This is a genomic window from Arthrobacter sp. M71 S08 (assembly GCF_059089725.1).
Genome location: NZ_JBNHEY010000007.1, coordinates 137,901 through 153,106, shown reverse-complemented (window position 1 = coordinate 153,106; position 15,206 = coordinate 137,901). Strand labels below are relative to the sequence as shown.

The window sequence follows — 15,206 nt, the reverse complement described above, 5'->3', positions numbered from 1 at the left end:
GTAGCACCGGATGCCGTAACCAGGGGCTCAGCTCGCCAGGGAAGCCCTCAACCAGAGGAAACTTCGCGGAGCAAGCCCGAGTCCGGAATCAAGGTGGACCTGGACACCGGCGAGCAGGTCCGCGGCTGTGCCATGGAATCCTGACAGCGTCTCGGCCGAGACCGTCTGGGGGTCATCCGCGAAGTTCGCGAGCACAAGGACCACAGTGCCGGCGCCGGGCCGCTGGTACCCGAGCACATGCCGGTTTCCGGTGTGGAAATCCACCAACCGCGTGCCCGCGAACTCCGGTGTGGTTGACCGGACGGCGATGAGCTCCTTCAATCCCGAGTACACCGCACCCTGGGGCGAGCCCGGATCCGTTCGCTTCGCATAACCCTCCATTGGATACTGCGGCCGGTGAACCCAGCGGCTGTCGGCCTCATGCCCGACTTCGGAGGTGTAGGCGTAGTCGTTTTCCTGGGCCACTTCGTCACCGAGGTAGATCAGCGCCAGGCCGCCAGTGCTCAGGATGATGGAATGCGCGAGGAGGATTCGCTCGACAGCAGCGGCTGGTTCCTGCTCCACTCCCAGAAGCGACGCCGTCGTCCCTGAGATGCGGCAGTCACCGGTTTTGGGGTTGTCCTGGAACGGGACGCCGTGCGCGAAGCTGCCGGGGAAGCGGTTGACGTAGAAGGAGTTTAGGAACCGGCGGTGCTCGAACCCGTTGATCCCCAGCTCGGCGGCGTCTTCATCGGCAAAGGTCCAACCGATGTCGTCGTGGCTGCGCACGTAGTTCACCCAGGTTGTGCCCTCGGGAAGGTCATGCCGACGTTCGAGCGCCTGTGACAGGAGCGAGACGTCCCGCGTGGCCATGGCATCCCAAATCAACGCCATCTGGAGGGGATTGTAGGAGAGTTGACACTCCCCCGGGTCGATGTACTCCGCCACCTGGTCCGGGTGCACGATTGCCTCGGACTTGAAAAGCAGCGAGGGCGCTGCCAGCCGGCATACCGCGTTGAACGCCTGCAGGAGCAGGTGCGCCTCTGGCAGGTTCTCGCAGGGGGTGCCCAGCTGTTTCCAGACGAATGCAACCGCGTCCATCCGCAGAATGCTGATGCCCTGGTTCGCGAGGAAGAGCATTTCCTCCGCCATCGCCCGGAAGACCTCGGGGTTCGAATAGTTCAGGTCCCACTGGAAGCTGTGGAATGTGGCCCAGACCCAGCGGCCGTCGTCGAGCTGAACGAAGGACCCCGGGTGATCGTCAGGGAAGATCTCGCGGACGTGGGTCTCGAAGGCGTCCGGCATGGTGCGGTCAGGGTAAATCCAGTAGTAGTCGCTGTAACGGGGATCCCCCTCCGCCGCCTTCAGCGCCCAGCTGTGCTCGTTCGAGGTGTGATTGAAGATGAAGTCGACGACCAGCTTGATGCCTTCGTTGCGAAGCTCCGCGGCCAGTTCGCGGAGCTGCTCCATCGTTCCTAACTGCGGGTTGACCTCGCGGTAGCTCGACACGGCATAGCCGCCGTCCGAGTTTGGCTCCGGGGCCAGGAACAGCGGCATGAGGTGCAGGTAGGTGAGTCCCAGTTCCTTGAAGTACGGGATGCGGTTCCGCACGCCGTCGAGGTTCTCGGCGTATCTGTCGACGTAGCAGACCCCGCCCAGCATTTTGTTGGACAGGAACCAGGCGGTGTCCTGTTCCTCCTCGCGGTCCAGCACCTTCAGTTCGGGGGAACGGGTAGCCCAGGAGCGGGCGGCCAACAGGACCAGCTGGGTGAGCTGGTCCAGCCAGTCGCTTCGGTTCCCGTACAGCGATTCGAAGAGCCGGTACAGCCTCGGGAAGTGGGCGTCGAACCGGCGGTTGAAGTCCAGCCAGTTCTGCTCGTCGGACTCGGCATCCGAGCGCACAACTTCCCGTATATGGGTAAATGCGCCATACAGGTCGTGATCATCCATGAATGCTCCTCCAACTGCGGGCAATTGTGCGCTCCATCCTCTCAGACGAGACGCTCACCGGCTCCGGATGACGCAGGCCGGAACCGGCAGCGGGAGTGAGCGGACCTGCTCGGCATGACCGGTGCCGTCGACACGCAGCACATCGAGAGTGGACGAGTACTGGTTCGCCACGATCACGAAGTCCGCGGAGGCATCACTCGCGGGCACGACCCCGAAATGCCGCGGCCAGGCTCCTCCGACCGGCGTGTCCGACAGGTGAGTCAGCGTCCGCCCGCCCTCCACCGCGAACACGGCGAGGACGTCCGGACCCCGGGTTGCGGCGTAGAGCAGGTGGCGCGTTGCCGTGGATGCGCCCACGTCGATGTGGGACGGTTGACTCGGCTGCCCGTCCGGCACGGAAGTGCCGAGCGCGGGCTGGCTTGAGAGGAGCGACCCGCTTCCGTCAGCTGAGATCATGTGCAGGCGGGAGTCCAGTTCACCGATTACGACGGCGCCGCCCGCCAGCGCTGCCAGGTGCCGTGGCCCCGTGCCCGGCGGCAGCACCGCCGCAAGGCCGTCAGGACCGGACGGGGTGAATCTGCGCAACTCGTCGGTGCCAAGATCGCTTACCCACACCTCACCGTTCCCGGCGTCATGAATGTAATGCGCGTGCGGACCCTCCTGCCGCTCCGTATTGGGGCCCGCTCCAGAATTCCGGTAAACCGCCGGCACTTCGGCGGGCTCCCCATCCTCGTTGAGGTCCAACCGGCTGACGGCACCGTCACCGTAGTTGGCGACCCAGAGCGCTTCCCGCGAGGCCAGAAGGTGGCAGGGGAAGGCGCCGCCGGTGGGCACAGAGCGCAGGTGTGTCAGGTCGTCGCCGTCGACGCCGAAGGCGCTCACCTCGCCCTGCTCCGTCTCCCCCACCGCGTACAGCACACGGCCGGAAGGGTGGAACGCCAGGAAGGAGGGCGCCGTCGTCGTAATAGCGAGTTCCTCGCCGCTGAGCGCGCCGCTGCGGCGGTCCAGATTTACCCGCCAGATGCCCTCGCCTGACCCGGGCTCTGCGCCGTCCGCCGGGTAGGTGCCGATCATGAGATGTACGGTGTCGCTGTTCATGGGAACCATTGTTCACACAAAAAGGGTGCAGACGCCGCATACGTTGAGGACAACGAATGCAGTGCCTGCACCCTTTGGGGGACAGCTACCGTGCGGCTACGTGCGCGAAACTACCGATCAGGAGAAATCCGCAGTCGCGGGATTGGCTCCAATACGGCCGGCCTCTCCCTTGTCGAGGCCGTTGATCGCTTCGATGTCCGACTCAGTCAGTGAGACCTCGAGAGCGCCCCAGTTCTCGATGATGCGGGACTCAGTCACCGACTTCGGGATTACGACGGAGCCGAGCGCGAGGTGCCACGCCAGCACAACCTGTGCGGGGGTGGCGTTGCGCTCCTCAGCGATCCTGGCGAGCACCGGATCTTCCAGCAGGCCCTTGCCTGATCCAAGCGGCGACCACGACTCGTGCAGGATTCCCTTGTCCGCTTCAAAGGCGCGCAATTCAGCCTGGTTGAAGTACGGATGGGTCTCGACCTGATTGATCGCGGGCACAACGCCGGTCTCGTCGATGATTTCCTGCAGCGCTTCGACCGTGAAGTTCGAGACACCGATGGAGCGCACACGTCCGCGCTTCTGGAGTTCGATCAGCGCCTTCCAGGTGTCCACGTACTTGCCCTGCTTCGGCTGGAGCCAGTGGATGAGGTAGAGGTCGAGGGTTTCGAGGCCAAGCCGCTGCATGGACCCCTCGAAGGCCTCGAGCGTGCTCTCGTAACCCTGATCCGCGTTCCACAGCTTGGTGGTGATGAACAGCTCTTCGGGGCCCAGGCCGGAGGCGTCAATCGCCCGACCTACCCCAGCCTCGTTACCGTAGATCTTCGCCGTGTCGATGTGGCGGTAACCGGCCTTGAAGGCGCGACCGACGACGTCCTCTGCGGTAGCGTCGTCGACCTGCCACACGCCGTAGCCCAGCTGGGGAACGGTACGGCCGTCGTTGAACGTCAGGTTGGGTGAGGTGCTCATGTATCCCTTTCGATGACTGATTGCTTTGCCGAACAATGCCAACTCATGCCCGGCCTCAAGTATTCCTACTGGCCGGATCCTGAGAGCAAACGTTCAGCTTCGGTCACGTCCTCGGCGACTACTTCCGCCCGCCGCCGGACGTTGTCCAGCCCGGCCGACGCGATACCCCACCGTTCACCGTCGAGACGGGCCATCGCCGCAGCCTCGGCCGTGGTTGCAAGCGCATTGCCGGCGCGGGACAGCGCCCGGTGAACCGCCAGGAGTGCGCCGGGGATATCCAGTCCCTCGCTCGGATGCTGCGCCTGCGCTGCCACGCAGCACTCGCGCACCCGTGGCAGCAACTGGGCCAGCTCATTGGCGAGGCCGGCCAGCTCGTTGTAAACGGCGTCGTCCTCCACGCCTTCGAGGATCTGGTGGTAGCGGTCGAGGCCGCGCCGGAAACGGTCGTGGGCGCGGCGCCACACACCCGTGCCGAGCTCGGCATCATCCTTGCGGCCCTGCCGGGCCGCCGCGAAAAGAGCCACCTGCCCTACCTGCGCCTACAGGTACTGACCCGGGCCGTGGGTGTCCGGTTTCTGTGGCGCACCGGGCCGTGCCCCGGGAGCGCGTTTCGGTTCACCGTCTTCACCCACGACGACACCCGGAGCAATGACCGTGCCGGCAGGCAACTGCTTCAGCTGAAGCTGCGCTGCGAGCTGCTGGTTGACCATCTGCTGGGCGGCCAGGGCGGTCTGAATACCGTGGAAAAGTCCTTCGAGCCATCCGACCAACTGCGCCTGAGCAACGCGTAGTTCGGCGTCGGTGGGAACGGAGTCGTCGGTGAACGGCAGGTTGATCCGGTGCAGTTCCTCGACCAGTTCGGGGGCGAGGCCGTCCTCGAGTTCGTGCACGGACCGCTCATGGATCTCAGCGAGACGGCTGCGTCCGGCGTCATCCAGTGGGGCGCTGCGCACTTCCTCAAGCAACTGCTTGAGCATGGTGCCGATGCGCATGACCTTGGCGGGCTCGTCCACCAGTTCGGTCAGCTTCGTGGGCTGGCTTTTTTCGTTCCGGGAGCCGCCGTCGTCTTTCTGTTCCGGAAGCCCGCGGCCTGCATCCAGTTTTCCGAGGAGGACTGGGCTCTCCTGGTGTTCCTTTGCCGCTTGCTCGGGCGTGACAGTGAAGTGCTCGGGCTGCTGTTCGGTCATAGGTTTATGCTCTCACGCCGGGCTGAGGCTCCGGGCGGAGCACCTCAGTCCCCGCCCTCCTCAAGTTCCTCCTGGCGGCCGGTTGCGTACTCACCGGCCGGGCTCAGGCCCGGCACGCGCTGCCCGGCGTTGAGCTGTCCGGACGTGAAGTGGTCCTCGGAGAACTCGGGGCCGCCGTCGTTCTCTTCGGTGGGGATGTTGGCGTCTTCACGGAGGTGTTCGTCATCGGAGGCGTCCGCCGGAGTGGGAACGCCGATGTCTTCGCGGAGGTGTTCTGGCAGATTCTCAGTCATTCATCCAGCAAACCACGCTCGCGTTCGGTGGCGCTAGGGACGTTGAGCGCAGATAAGGCGGGTGCGACCGTAGTCGAACCCGCCTTATCTTCGGTGTTTCAGCCCTAGCAGCAGCGGCCCTCCGGATTGGCGTCCTGGCGGTCGGTCTTGTCACGCCAGAACTGCCGCTCCGTCATGGGCGGCCCGCTGTTGTGGGTGGCCGCGTGGTAGTCGAGATACTGCTGGTACGCGTTCTCGCCCATCACACCCTTGAAGAGCCAGATCAGCTCCTTGACGCTCATCAGTGGCCTACCCGTTCCGGTTTCTTGTCCTGCGGCAGGCTCGCCCACTGCTTTTCGAGTTCCTTCTCCGCCGGTGTCGCGATCAGGCTCGCCGGGGCGAAGGTGCGCGAGGGGACGGCCGGGTCCTCGGCGCTCGGCCCGCCGCCCGCGCGGTACGCCCTGATGGTAGCCATGACCGCTGTAACGATGACGATGATCGCCAGAGTCACGAAGAAGATGGATAGCGTCCCCTGGATGAAGGTGTTGCGGACCACCTTTTCCATCGCCTCGACCGTAGGCGCGTTGCCGAAGCTCTCCTCTCCTGCGGCCAGGGCGTTCCGGAACGCCATGTGGTTGGCCCAGTAACCCACGGCGGGAACCGGCGAGAAGATCTTGAGGAACGACGCCGAAATGGTGACCACTGCCGCAAAGGTCAGCGGCAGCGCCGGGATCCACAGGTACTTGAAGGCGCCCTTCTTCGCGCAGATCGCCATGCAGACAGCCAGGGCAATGGCCGCGAGGAGTTGGTTCGCGATACCGAAGAGCGGGAACAGGGTATTAATTCCGCCCAGCGGGTCCGTGACTCCCATAATCAGGATCGCGCCCCAGCCTCCCACCATGATGGCCGTGCAGACCCAGGCGCCCACCCGCCACGAGGTGTCCTTGAACTTCGGGATGAAGTTGCCGATGCTGTCCTGCAGCATGAACCGTGCAACCCGGGTGCCGGCGTCGACCGCAGTCAGGATGAACAGTGCCTCGAACATGATTGCGAAGTGGTACCAGAACGCCATCATGCCTGCGCCGCCGATGAGTCCCTGCATGATTTGTGCGATGCCGACAGCCAGCGTCGGCGCACCGCCGGTGCGGGACACGACTGATTCCTCGCCGACGTTGGTGGCAAGAGTGCTCAGCGCCTCAGGGGTGAGGTTGACACCGGTCAGCCCCAGTCCGTTGACGAACGCGACGGCGCCCTCAATGGTGCCGCCCGTTGCTGCGGCGGACGAGTTCATCGCGAAGTAGATGCCGCGGTCGATCGACAGCGCCGCCACGAGGGCCATGATGGCCACGAAGGACTCCATGAGCATGCCGCCGTAACCGATGAAACGGGTCTGGCGCTCCTTCTCGATCATCTTCGGGGTGGTTCCGGACGCAATCAGTGCGTGGAACCCGGAGAGCGCACCACAGGCGATGGTCACGAACAGGAACGGGAACAAGGTTCCCGGCACAACCGGGCCGTCTGCGCGGGTGGCGAACTCACTCACCGCCGGGACATTGATTTCCGGACGGATGATCACGATTGCCACAGCCAGCATGACGATCGTGCCGATCTTCATGAAGGTGGAAAGGTAATCGCGGGGAGCGAGCAGCAGCCATACCGGCAGGACGGCCGCGATGAAGCCGTAGATGATGATGCCCCAGGCAATGGTGACGCGATCGAGCGTGAAGAGGGCGACGCCCCACTCGGTTTCGGCAATCCAACCGCCCGAGATGATCGCGAGCATCAGCAGCGCGAACCCGATGAGGGACACTTCGGACACCTTGCCGGGCCGGATGTAGCGCAGGTAGACGCCCATGAACAGAGCGATGGGGATTGTCATCGATACGGAGAAGACCCCCCAGGGGCTTTCACCGAGCGCGTTGACGACCACGAGGGCCAGGATCGCGACGATGATGATCATGATGGTGAGGGTTGCGACCAGGGCTGCGGTGCCGCCGACCAGGCCGAGTTCCTCGCGCGCCATCTGTCCCAGCGAACGTCCTCCGCGGCGCATGGAGAAGAACATGACGAGGTAGTCCTGGACTGCGCCGGCAAGGATGACGCCAACGATGATCCACATGGTGCCGGGCAGGTAACCCATCTGCGCAGCGAGTACCGGACCGACCAGTGGGCCGGCACCGGCGATTGCGGCGAAGTGGTGACCGTAGAGCACCCGGCGGTCAGTGGCCGCGTAGTCCTTGCCGTCCGCCTTGTACTCGGCGGGGGTGGCACGGCGGTCATTGGGTTGCAGGAGCTTGCGCTCGATGAACTTGGAGTAGAAGCGGTACGCGATGAGGTAGGTGCAGGCCGCCGCGAACACGAACCAGATTGCGTTGACCGTCTCGCCACGGACGATGGCCAGCATCGTCCAGCTCACGCCACCGAGTAGGGCGATGCCTACCCAGATGGCGATTTTCAGCGGCGTCCAGCCGCGGTCTTCCTTATCCGGGTCTACCGCTGTTGGCGGTAACGCCGGATCCTGGACGAGGACCCCTGTGTCCTCGCTCCGTTGGACGCGGCTCGCCCCCGCCTGCCCGCGACCGAATTTGCTCTCACTCATGGTGCTCCCTTGAAGTTGAGTGGATTAACTTCTCGAAGGTAGCAACGGAATGAGGGCTAGATCACAGCTCGTTGGCGCGTCACGTCAGGGAATCGCCAAACGGCCCTCACTGTGAGGTGAGCGGCGTGCCCGTTAGTGGGAGGGCTCGTCCCGACCGTCGCGGGGCTTGGAACCCTCGCTGAGGCTGGCATGGGTTTCCGTCCGCGGATCAGGCCCTTCATCGGCGGTGTCACGGGGGCTGCTCTCGACGCCGTCATTCACCTGGTCGGCGAGGTTTTCCGCCCAGTTTTCCGCGGCGCGCTGCAGGCCCGACTCTTCGTCCTTGCCGTCGGATGCGCGGTCCGGTTCGCCTTCTGCCCTGTGCTTTGCCATGGTTCCTCCTTGGGATTCCGGTGGTTTCAGCTTGTCACATCGCCCGGAATCTACAAAGCATACTTAGTGTCACGGTTCCTGAAGCGTCAGTAGTACCTTGCCGGTGTGCCGGCCTGAGTCGAAGTAGTCGTGTGCCTGCACCACGTCGGCGAGGGGGAAAGTCCGGTCGACAGGCACGGAGATCGACCCATCGGCGATAAGTGGCCAGATGTGCCTGTACACGCCGGCCATGATGGCCGCCTTTTCCTCCACAGACCGCGCACGCAGCGTTGTTCCGCTGACGCACGCGCGCTTGGCCATGAGGGTGCCCAGGTTGAGTTCAGCCTTCGCACCGCCCTGCAACCCGATAATCACGAGCCGACCCCCGGTCGCCAGCGCTTCAACGTTGCGGCTGAGGTATTTGGCTCCGACGACGTCGAGAATCACGTCCGCACCGCGGCCGGCCGTGGCCGAGCCCACCTCCGCGACGAAGTCCTGTTCCCGATAGTTCACGCCGACCTCCGCGCCGAGGGACCGCGCGAAGGCAAGCTTCTCCGGCGTTCCCGCCGTCACGATGGTCCGGGCACCCAACGCGCGTGCAAGCTGGATGGCCATGGTGCCGATTCCACCGGACGCGCCGTGAATGAGGACCGTTTCCCCACGGCACAGTCCAGCAGTCAGGACCAGGTTGGAGTACACCGTCGCCGCCACCTCGGGCAGCCCCGCGCCCGCCACCAGGTCCACGCCGCCGGGGAGGGGAAGAACCTGCCCCGCGGGGACCGCCACCTGCTCGGCATAGCCACCGCCAGCGAGCAGCGCAACGACTGCGTCACCCGTTTGAAAATGCGAGGAGCCGGCGTCGGCAATCCTCCCCGACACCTCAAGGCCGGGGTACTCGGACGCGCCGGGCGGCGGCGGGTACACGCCTCTGCGTTGCTGCACATCCGCCCGATTCAACCCGGCCGCGACGACATCGATCAGCACCTCGCCCGCTTGCGGACGCGGTGGCTCGACTCTGGACACCTCGAGGACGCTCGGTCCACCAAACTCGCGCAGCACTACGGCTTTCATCGTTGCCTTTCTGGATCTGCCCCGCTGGTCGGGAGTTTTGTACAGCCTGCTCTGCATGAAACACTATTCCTCTGAGGAAGGTTGTCCGAGCGGCCGAAGGAGCTGGTCTTGAAAACCAGTGGACGGTAACCCCGTCTCAAGGGTTCGAATCCCTTACCTTCCGCATCGAGCTGAGCCAGGCTCACCAGTTGCACCCCCGCCCTGAAGGACGGGGGTGCTTCTGCTTCACTGAGGCTTTTTCGCGCTGGGACCGGAATTCCATCGGGTAGGCTCCCGGAAATGCAGACAACGACGAGGAGCCTGTCGATGATGATCGCCGCCCCGAGCCGATATTTTCTGCCCGTTTCCGTGGCGGCCATGGCGGCTGTGGCCGGCGGCTGCGCTGCCGGGAATGACGACGGCGTCTCACCTTCCGGATCTCCGGCGGCCGTCGAAGTTTCGAAGGCGCGGGAGGCTGCCGAGGTCAAGGCGAAGGACCTGCAGCAGGGTCAGTGCATGACGGATTCCGGCACGGCGACAGATCCGAACATTCAGGTGATTCCGTGTGCCGAGCCGCACGCGTTCGAGGTGTACGCCACTACCGAACTGCCCCAGGGCGACTATCCGGGCATCGGCGAGGCAGATGCGCAGGCGCAGGAGTTCTGTCGTACTGAATTCCTTGACTTCGTTGGCGTGGAGCATGACGCGTCCGTCCTTGACCTTCAATACTTCTATCCCGTCGAGTCGGAATGGACCGAAGACGGCGGACGGTCAGTGGTGTGCCTCGTCGGCAATGCCGACGGTGAGCTTTCGACGGGGACACTCCGCGAGTCCAACAAGTAGTTCCCAACAGCAAGCAGTCGTGTTTGAATGTGGAAGGTGTCTGCTGTGACCCACGTCACTACCGAGTGAGGCTGGGTCGGGACGCCGAAGTCCGATACCACCGGGCCGACGATGGGAAACACCGTTAATGGTCTCTACCCGGCTGATCTGTTCCCCGCCAGGTAACCACCCGTTCACTGCGGCGTGGTTGGCTTGCCGCGGCCGGAATGTCACCGGCAGTTCCTATAGTCACTTTCGTGGCCAGCTCCGCCGAAGCACAGCGCCGACAGCGGGCATCACTCGCGGCCGTAACCCGGCCAAAGTCAAGGAGAAGCAGAACGAATGAAAAATTCGTGGAGGGGCGCGCTGTGCTCAGCGCTTTCGGTAGGGCTGCTTGCCTCACCGATGGCGTTCTCGCCGGCCAGCGCAGAGGAAACCGTCGAGGCCCAGGCGGGCGCCGGCGTCGTCATCAATGAGGCATACGTCAACGGGGGCAGTGCCAACGCACCGTTCACGCACAAATTCGTTGAGCTGATCAACACCACTGACGCTCCAGTGAGCCTTGATGGCTGGTCGCTGCAGTATCGCTCAGCGTCGGGGGCAGCGGCACCGACCGGCGTAGCGCCGCTGAAGGGGACCATCCCGGCTGGCGGGCACTTCCTTGTGCAGGGCGGCACCAACAACAGCAGCAACGGCGCCGCCCTGCCGGCGCCGGACGTGTCCAGCGGTGCACTGAACCCGAGTGGTTCCAGCGGAACGATCGTGCTGTCCGACCAGGCCACCGCGCTGAATGAACTGGCTACGGGCTCCGTTGTGGGGGCGCCCGGCGTCGTCGACCTGCTGGGCTATGGAACATCCAACTCTTACGAGACAGCCCGTGAGGAAGGTCCGGCCGGCACGGTAACCCTGTCGATGAACCGCGCCAATGGCGTGGACACCGACAACAATCAAGTGGACTTCACCGCTCTCGACGCCGTAACGCCCACCAACGCCGCTGGTGAGACAGCCGGAAGCGAACCCGAGCCCCAACCGGAGCCTGAACCTCCGGCTGCCGGTCAGGTTATTCCGATCGACCAGATTCAGGGAACCGGCAGTGCAACACCTTACGCGGGTCAGGTCGTAACCACCCGCGGCGTTGTGACCGCTGCCTACCCCTCCGGTGGATTCGACGGTTACTACATCCAGACTGCGGGGACCGGCGGAGACCTCGGGCCCGATCATGCGGCATCGGACGGCATCTTCATCTACTCCCCTGAGACGGTTGCTGACATTGCCGTCGGTGACTTCGTTGAGGTAACGGGCACAGCGGGTGAGTTCTTCAGCCTCTCGCAGATCACCGTGCCCGCCGGCGGAATGACCAAGCCCGCCGAAGCCGCCGAAGCGGTCAAGGCAGCCTCCGTTGCCTATCCGGCCGACGACGTCGGGCGTGAAGCGCTGGAGGGAATGCTTGTCCAGCCGACCACCGGCTTCACCGTCACCGACAACTACGCGCTGAACCAGTACGGTGAGCTCACTCTCGCCGCAGGAGACACGCCCCTTGTCCAGCCGACGGAAATTGCACCGCCGGGAACCGCCGAGAACGCTGCCGTTGCTGCTGACAACTCCGCACGCCGCGTGAAGCTCGACGACGGCGCCACCACCAACTTCCTCCGCGGCGCCATGGACCAGCCGCTGCCGTACCTCACACCGGAGCAGCCGGTGCGGGTCAGTTCATCGGCAACCTTCACGTCGCCAGTCGTATTGGACTTCCGCAACAGCTCCTGGAAGTTCCAGCCGCTGGCCGCCCTCACCGCCGCAAACGCGGCGGAAGTACAACCCGTCACGTTTGACGGCACGCGTCCCGACGCGCCGGAGATCGTAGGCGGCAACGTCAAGATCGCGTCCTTCAACGTGCTGAACTACTTCACCACCACCGGTGACCAGCTCACCGGATGCACCTATTACGAGGACCGCGCCGGCAACCCCATCACGGTCCGCGGCGGGTGCGACGCCCGCGGTGCAGCAAACGCGGAGAACCTTGAGCGCCAGGAAGCGAAGATTGTCGCGGCGATCAACGGCCTCGGTGCCGACGTCGTGTCCCTCGAAGAAATCGAGAACTCAGCGAAATTCGGCAAAGACCGGGACGTTGCCCTCGCCACGCTGACCGCCGCGCTGAATGAAGCTACTCCCGGCGTGTGGGATTACGTCCGTTCACCGGCGCAGCTGCCCGCTATCGAGAATGAGGACGTCATCCGCACCGCCTTCATCTACAAGAAGGCAGTCGTCGAGCCGGTAGGCGAGTCGGTCATTCTCGATGACAACGTGGCGTTCTCGAACGCCCGCAAGCCGCTGGCCCAGTCCTTCAACGTCGTCGACGGTGAAGAATCCACCAAGTTCCTCGTGATCGCGAACCACTTCAAGTCGAAGGGATCGGGCTCCGGGGAGAACGCTGATCAGGGTGACGGTCAGGGCGCCTCCAACGCCGACCGCGTTGAGCAGGCAACGGCTCTCGTGGCCTTCGCTGATCAGCTGAAGACGGACGCCGGCACTGACAAGGTCTTCCTTGCCGGTGACTTCAATTCCTACTCGGCTGAAGATCCCATGCAGGTTTTGTACGACGCCGGTTACATCAACCAGGGCACAAAGACCGATGGATACTCCTACGTATTCTCGGGCCTCGTCGGGTCCCTGGACCACATTCTTGCCTCTCCCGCCGCGGACGCGACGGTCTCCGGTGTGGACGTGTGGAACATCAACGCGGTGGAGTCGGTAGCACTGGAGTACAGCCGCTACAACTACAACGCGACTAACTTCTACGAGCCCAACCAGTTCCGGGCGAGTGATCACGACCCTGTGATCGTTGGCCTGAATCTTGCGCCCGCAGACACCACGACCGAGCTCAACCTCATGGGCATCAATGACTTCCACGGGCGAATCGATTCGAACACCGTGAAATTCGCTGGAACCATCGAGGAACTGCGGGCACAGTACGGCGAGGAGAACTCCCTGTTCCTTTCCGCCGGAGACAACATAGGAGCTTCGCTCTTCGCTTCATCAGTCGCGAAGGATCAGCCTACAATCGACGTCCTCAACGCGTTGGACCTCAGGGCTTCGGCGGTGGGAAACCACGAGTTCGACGGCGGTTTCGCTGATCTGAGCGGCCGTGTAGCCGACGCCGCAGAGTTCCCCTACCTTGGCGCCAACGTGTATCAGAAGGGCACTACAACTCCCGCCCTTCAGGAGTACGAGATCGTGAACGTGGGCGGAATCGATGTTGCCGTCATCGGTGCAGTCACTCAGGAAACGCCGTCGCTGGTGAGCCCGGGCGGGATCTCGGATCTTGACTTCGGTGATCCGGTCGAGGCCGTGAACAGGGTTGTACAGCAGATCGAGGAGCAAGACCTGGCTGACGTCATCATTGCCGGGTACCACGAGGGGGCCGGAGATGGTGCCAGCGGTTCCTCGATCGAAGAGGAGATCGCCGCCGGCGGAGCGTTTGCGAACATCGTCACCAACACCTCGCCGCAGGTGGACGCCATTTACACCGGTCACACGCACAAGCAGTACGCGTGGGATGCCCCGGTACCCGGCGTTGAGGGTGAAACCCGTCCGATCGTTCAGACCGGCTCCTACGGTGAGTTCATCGGTCAAATCACGCTCACCGTGGATAACGCCACGGGCGATGTTGAGTCGTATACCGCGCAGAACATCGCGCGTACGGCCACCGATCCGGCAACTCTGGTAGCCACCTACCCCCGCGTCGCCGAGGTGAAGTCGATCGTCGATGCCGCGCTCGCTGAAGCGCAGGTTATCGGCAGCCGCCCGGTCGGCTCAGTGACTGCCGACATCACCACCGCCTTCGCTGACGGCGCCCGGGACGACCGCAGTTCCGAGTCGACGCTCGGGAACCTGGTCGCCGATTCCCTGCGGGCATCGCTTTCATCTGCTGAACGGGGTGGAGCGGACATCGGGGTCGTCAACCCGGGTGGGCTGCGCAACGAGCTGTACTACGGCGAGGACGGCGTCATCACCTACGCGGAAGCGAACGCTGTCCTGCCCTTCGTCAACAATCTATGGACTGTCACGCTGACCGGCGAGCAGTTCACGACGATGCTGGAGCAGCAGTGGCAGCCCGAAGGTGCCTCCAGGTCCTTCCTGGCGCTCGGGCTCTCGGACAACGTTTCCTACACCTACAACCCGGACCTCGCAGCCGGCTCCCGCATCACGTCGGTTACCATCGACGGCGCACCGCTTGATCCAGCCAAGGAGTACCGGATCGGGACGGTCAGCTTCCTGGCTCAGGGCGGTGACAACTTCACTGTCTTCCAGGAGGGAACCGACGTCCGCGACTCGGGGCTCGTGGACCGTGACGCCTGGATCAGCTACGTCGAGCAGAACAGCCCGCTGTCGCCGAGCTTCGACCGTCGGGGAGTGATCGTGAAGGATGCGCCGACCACAGTCCAGGCTGGCGATTCCGTCGCCTTCAGTGTCGCGAACCTGAACCTGACCTCGCTGGGCAGCCCTGCAAACACCAGCCTGTCGGTAAGTTTCATTGACGGCGCCGGCAATGTTACCGAACTGGGCACCACGCCCGTCAGCGACGGCACAGCTGAGGTCACAGTTGCAGTTCCTGAAGCAGCGCCGGGCGCGGGGACGATTGTCCTGGTTGCGAAGGAATCCGGCACTACGGTGAAAATTCCCGTCACCGTCGAAGCCGCCGCCGGAACCGGGTGCGTCGCCCCGGTCAAACCGGAGCGCGGATCTGGTGCCGAGAAGCCGAACAGCTTCGGGCAAGCGATGGCTGAGTACCGAAAGTGCCTTACTGACGCTCGCCGCGGCTAGAACCACCGGTGGCTGATGTAAAGCTGTAGAACAAAGGAAAGCGCTCCTCCGCAGTCGGCGGAAGGGGCGCTTTCCTTTGCTCTTGCACTGATTGCGCCAGCTCAGCGGCCAAACCGCCCG

General features: G+C 64.0%; 12 protein-coding genes and 1 tRNA gene. 3 read left to right on the top strand and 10 right to left on the bottom strand.

Going from position 1 to position 15,206, the window contains the following annotated elements:
- Positions 1-27: 27 nt before the first annotated feature.
- The 10 genes from AC5RTB_RS14130 to AC5RTB_RS14085 form a co-directional block, all read right to left on the bottom strand.
- Positions 28-1,929 carry an amylosucrase gene (locus AC5RTB_RS14130; protein WP_494061689.1) on the bottom strand — a complete coding sequence of 634 codons (1,902 nt, stop codon included), beginning with the start codon at positions 1,927-1,929 and terminating at the stop codon, positions 28-30.
- A gap of 54 nt (positions 1,930-1,983) precedes the next feature.
- A complete protein-coding gene (locus AC5RTB_RS14125; protein WP_494061688.1) occupies positions 1,984-3,027 on the bottom strand; it encodes a lactonase family protein in 1,044 nt (347 codons plus the stop codon).
- A 117-nt stretch (positions 3,028-3,144) separates the two neighbouring features.
- A complete protein-coding gene (locus tag AC5RTB_RS14120; protein ID WP_494061687.1) occupies positions 3,145-3,984 on the bottom strand; it encodes an aldo/keto reductase in 840 nt (279 codons plus the stop codon).
- Positions 3,985-4,049: 65 nt separating this feature from the next.
- On the bottom strand, positions 4,050-4,508 hold the full coding sequence (locus tag AC5RTB_RS14115; protein WP_490892598.1) for a hypothetical protein: 459 nt from the start codon (positions 4,506-4,508) through the stop codon (positions 4,050-4,052).
- 15 nt (positions 4,509-4,523) lie between these two features.
- Positions 4,524-5,171 carry a bacterial proteasome activator family protein gene (locus AC5RTB_RS14110; protein ID WP_494061686.1) on the bottom strand — a complete coding sequence of 216 codons (648 nt, stop codon included), beginning with the start codon at positions 5,169-5,171 and terminating at the stop codon, positions 4,524-4,526.
- A gap of 44 nt (positions 5,172-5,215) precedes the next feature.
- Positions 5,216-5,464, bottom strand: coding sequence for a hypothetical protein (locus AC5RTB_RS14105; protein WP_494061685.1), 249 nt, complete (start codon positions 5,462-5,464; stop codon positions 5,216-5,218).
- A gap of 104 nt (positions 5,465-5,568) precedes the next feature.
- Complete coding sequence (locus AC5RTB_RS14100; protein ID WP_494061684.1) at positions 5,569-5,745, bottom strand: YbdD/YjiX family protein; 177 nt, start codon at positions 5,743-5,745, stop codon at positions 5,569-5,571.
- Positions 5,745-8,042 (bottom strand): carbon starvation CstA family protein, encoded by a 2,298-nt coding sequence (locus AC5RTB_RS14095; RefSeq protein ID WP_494061683.1) that lies wholly within the window; start codon positions 8,040-8,042, stop codon positions 5,745-5,747. The genes AC5RTB_RS14100 and AC5RTB_RS14095 overlap by 1 nt, the downstream gene beginning before the upstream one ends.
- A 132-nt stretch (positions 8,043-8,174) precedes the next feature.
- A complete protein-coding gene (locus AC5RTB_RS14090) occupies positions 8,175-8,414 on the bottom strand; it encodes a hypothetical protein (protein WP_494061682.1) in 240 nt (79 codons plus the stop codon).
- A gap of 69 nt (positions 8,415-8,483) precedes the next feature.
- Positions 8,484-9,464: an NAD(P)H-quinone oxidoreductase gene (locus AC5RTB_RS14085; RefSeq protein WP_494061681.1), complete on the bottom strand. Its 981-nt coding sequence runs from the start codon at positions 9,462-9,464 to the stop codon at positions 8,484-8,486.
- 75 nt (positions 9,465-9,539) lie between these two features.
- Between AC5RTB_RS14085 and AC5RTB_RS14080 the strand changes: the two genes are divergently transcribed.
- The 3 genes from AC5RTB_RS14080 (at position 9,540) to AC5RTB_RS14070 (ending at position 15,086) form a co-directional block, all read left to right on the top strand.
- Positions 9,540-9,627: transfer RNA gene (locus AC5RTB_RS14080), tRNA-Ser, on the top strand.
- A 116-nt stretch (positions 9,628-9,743) separates the two neighbouring features.
- Positions 9,744-10,286 (top strand): septum formation family protein, encoded by a 543-nt coding sequence (locus AC5RTB_RS14075; RefSeq protein WP_494061680.1) that lies wholly within the window; start codon positions 9,744-9,746, stop codon positions 10,284-10,286.
- A 321-nt stretch (positions 10,287-10,607) separates the two neighbouring features.
- On the top strand, positions 10,608-15,086 hold the full coding sequence (locus tag AC5RTB_RS14070) for an ExeM/NucH family extracellular endonuclease (RefSeq protein WP_494061679.1): 4,479 nt from the start codon (positions 10,608-10,610) through the stop codon (positions 15,084-15,086).
- The last annotated feature ends 120 nt before the right edge of the window (positions 15,087-15,206 follow it).

Excerpts from the sequence above, each read along its gene's own strand:
- AC5RTB_RS14130 (WP_494061689.1), bottom strand. The coding sequence starts at position 1,929 with ATGGATGATCACGACCTGTATGGCGCATTTACCCATATACGGGAAGTT.
- AC5RTB_RS14125 (WP_494061688.1), bottom strand. The coding sequence starts at position 3,027 with ATGAACAGCGACACCGTACATCTCATGATCGGCACCTACCCGGCGGAC.
- AC5RTB_RS14120 (WP_494061687.1), bottom strand. The coding sequence starts at position 3,984 with ATGAGCACCTCACCCAACCTGACGTTCAACGACGGCCGTACCGTTCCC.
- AC5RTB_RS14110 (WP_494061686.1), bottom strand. The coding sequence starts at position 5,171 with ATGACCGAACAGCAGCCCGAGCACTTCACTGTCACGCCCGAGCAAGCG.
- AC5RTB_RS14105 (WP_494061685.1), bottom strand. The coding sequence starts at position 5,464 with ATGACTGAGAATCTGCCAGAACACCTCCGCGAAGACATCGGCGTTCCC.
- AC5RTB_RS14100 (WP_494061684.1), bottom strand. The coding sequence starts at position 5,745 with ATGAGCGTCAAGGAGCTGATCTGGCTCTTCAAGGGTGTGATGGGCGAG.
- AC5RTB_RS14095 (WP_494061683.1), bottom strand. The coding sequence starts at position 8,042 with ATGAGTGAGAGCAAATTCGGTCGCGGGCAGGCGGGGGCGAGCCGCGTC.
- AC5RTB_RS14090 (WP_494061682.1), bottom strand. The coding sequence starts at position 8,414 with ATGGCAAAGCACAGGGCAGAAGGCGAACCGGACCGCGCATCCGACGGC.
- AC5RTB_RS14085 (WP_494061681.1), bottom strand. The coding sequence starts at position 9,464 with ATGAAAGCCGTAGTGCTGCGCGAGTTTGGTGGACCGAGCGTCCTCGAG.
- AC5RTB_RS14075 (WP_494061680.1), top strand. The coding sequence starts at position 9,744 with ATGCAGACAACGACGAGGAGCCTGTCGATGATGATCGCCGCCCCGAGC.
- AC5RTB_RS14070 (WP_494061679.1), top strand. The coding sequence starts at position 10,608 with ATGAAAAATTCGTGGAGGGGCGCGCTGTGCTCAGCGCTTTCGGTAGGG.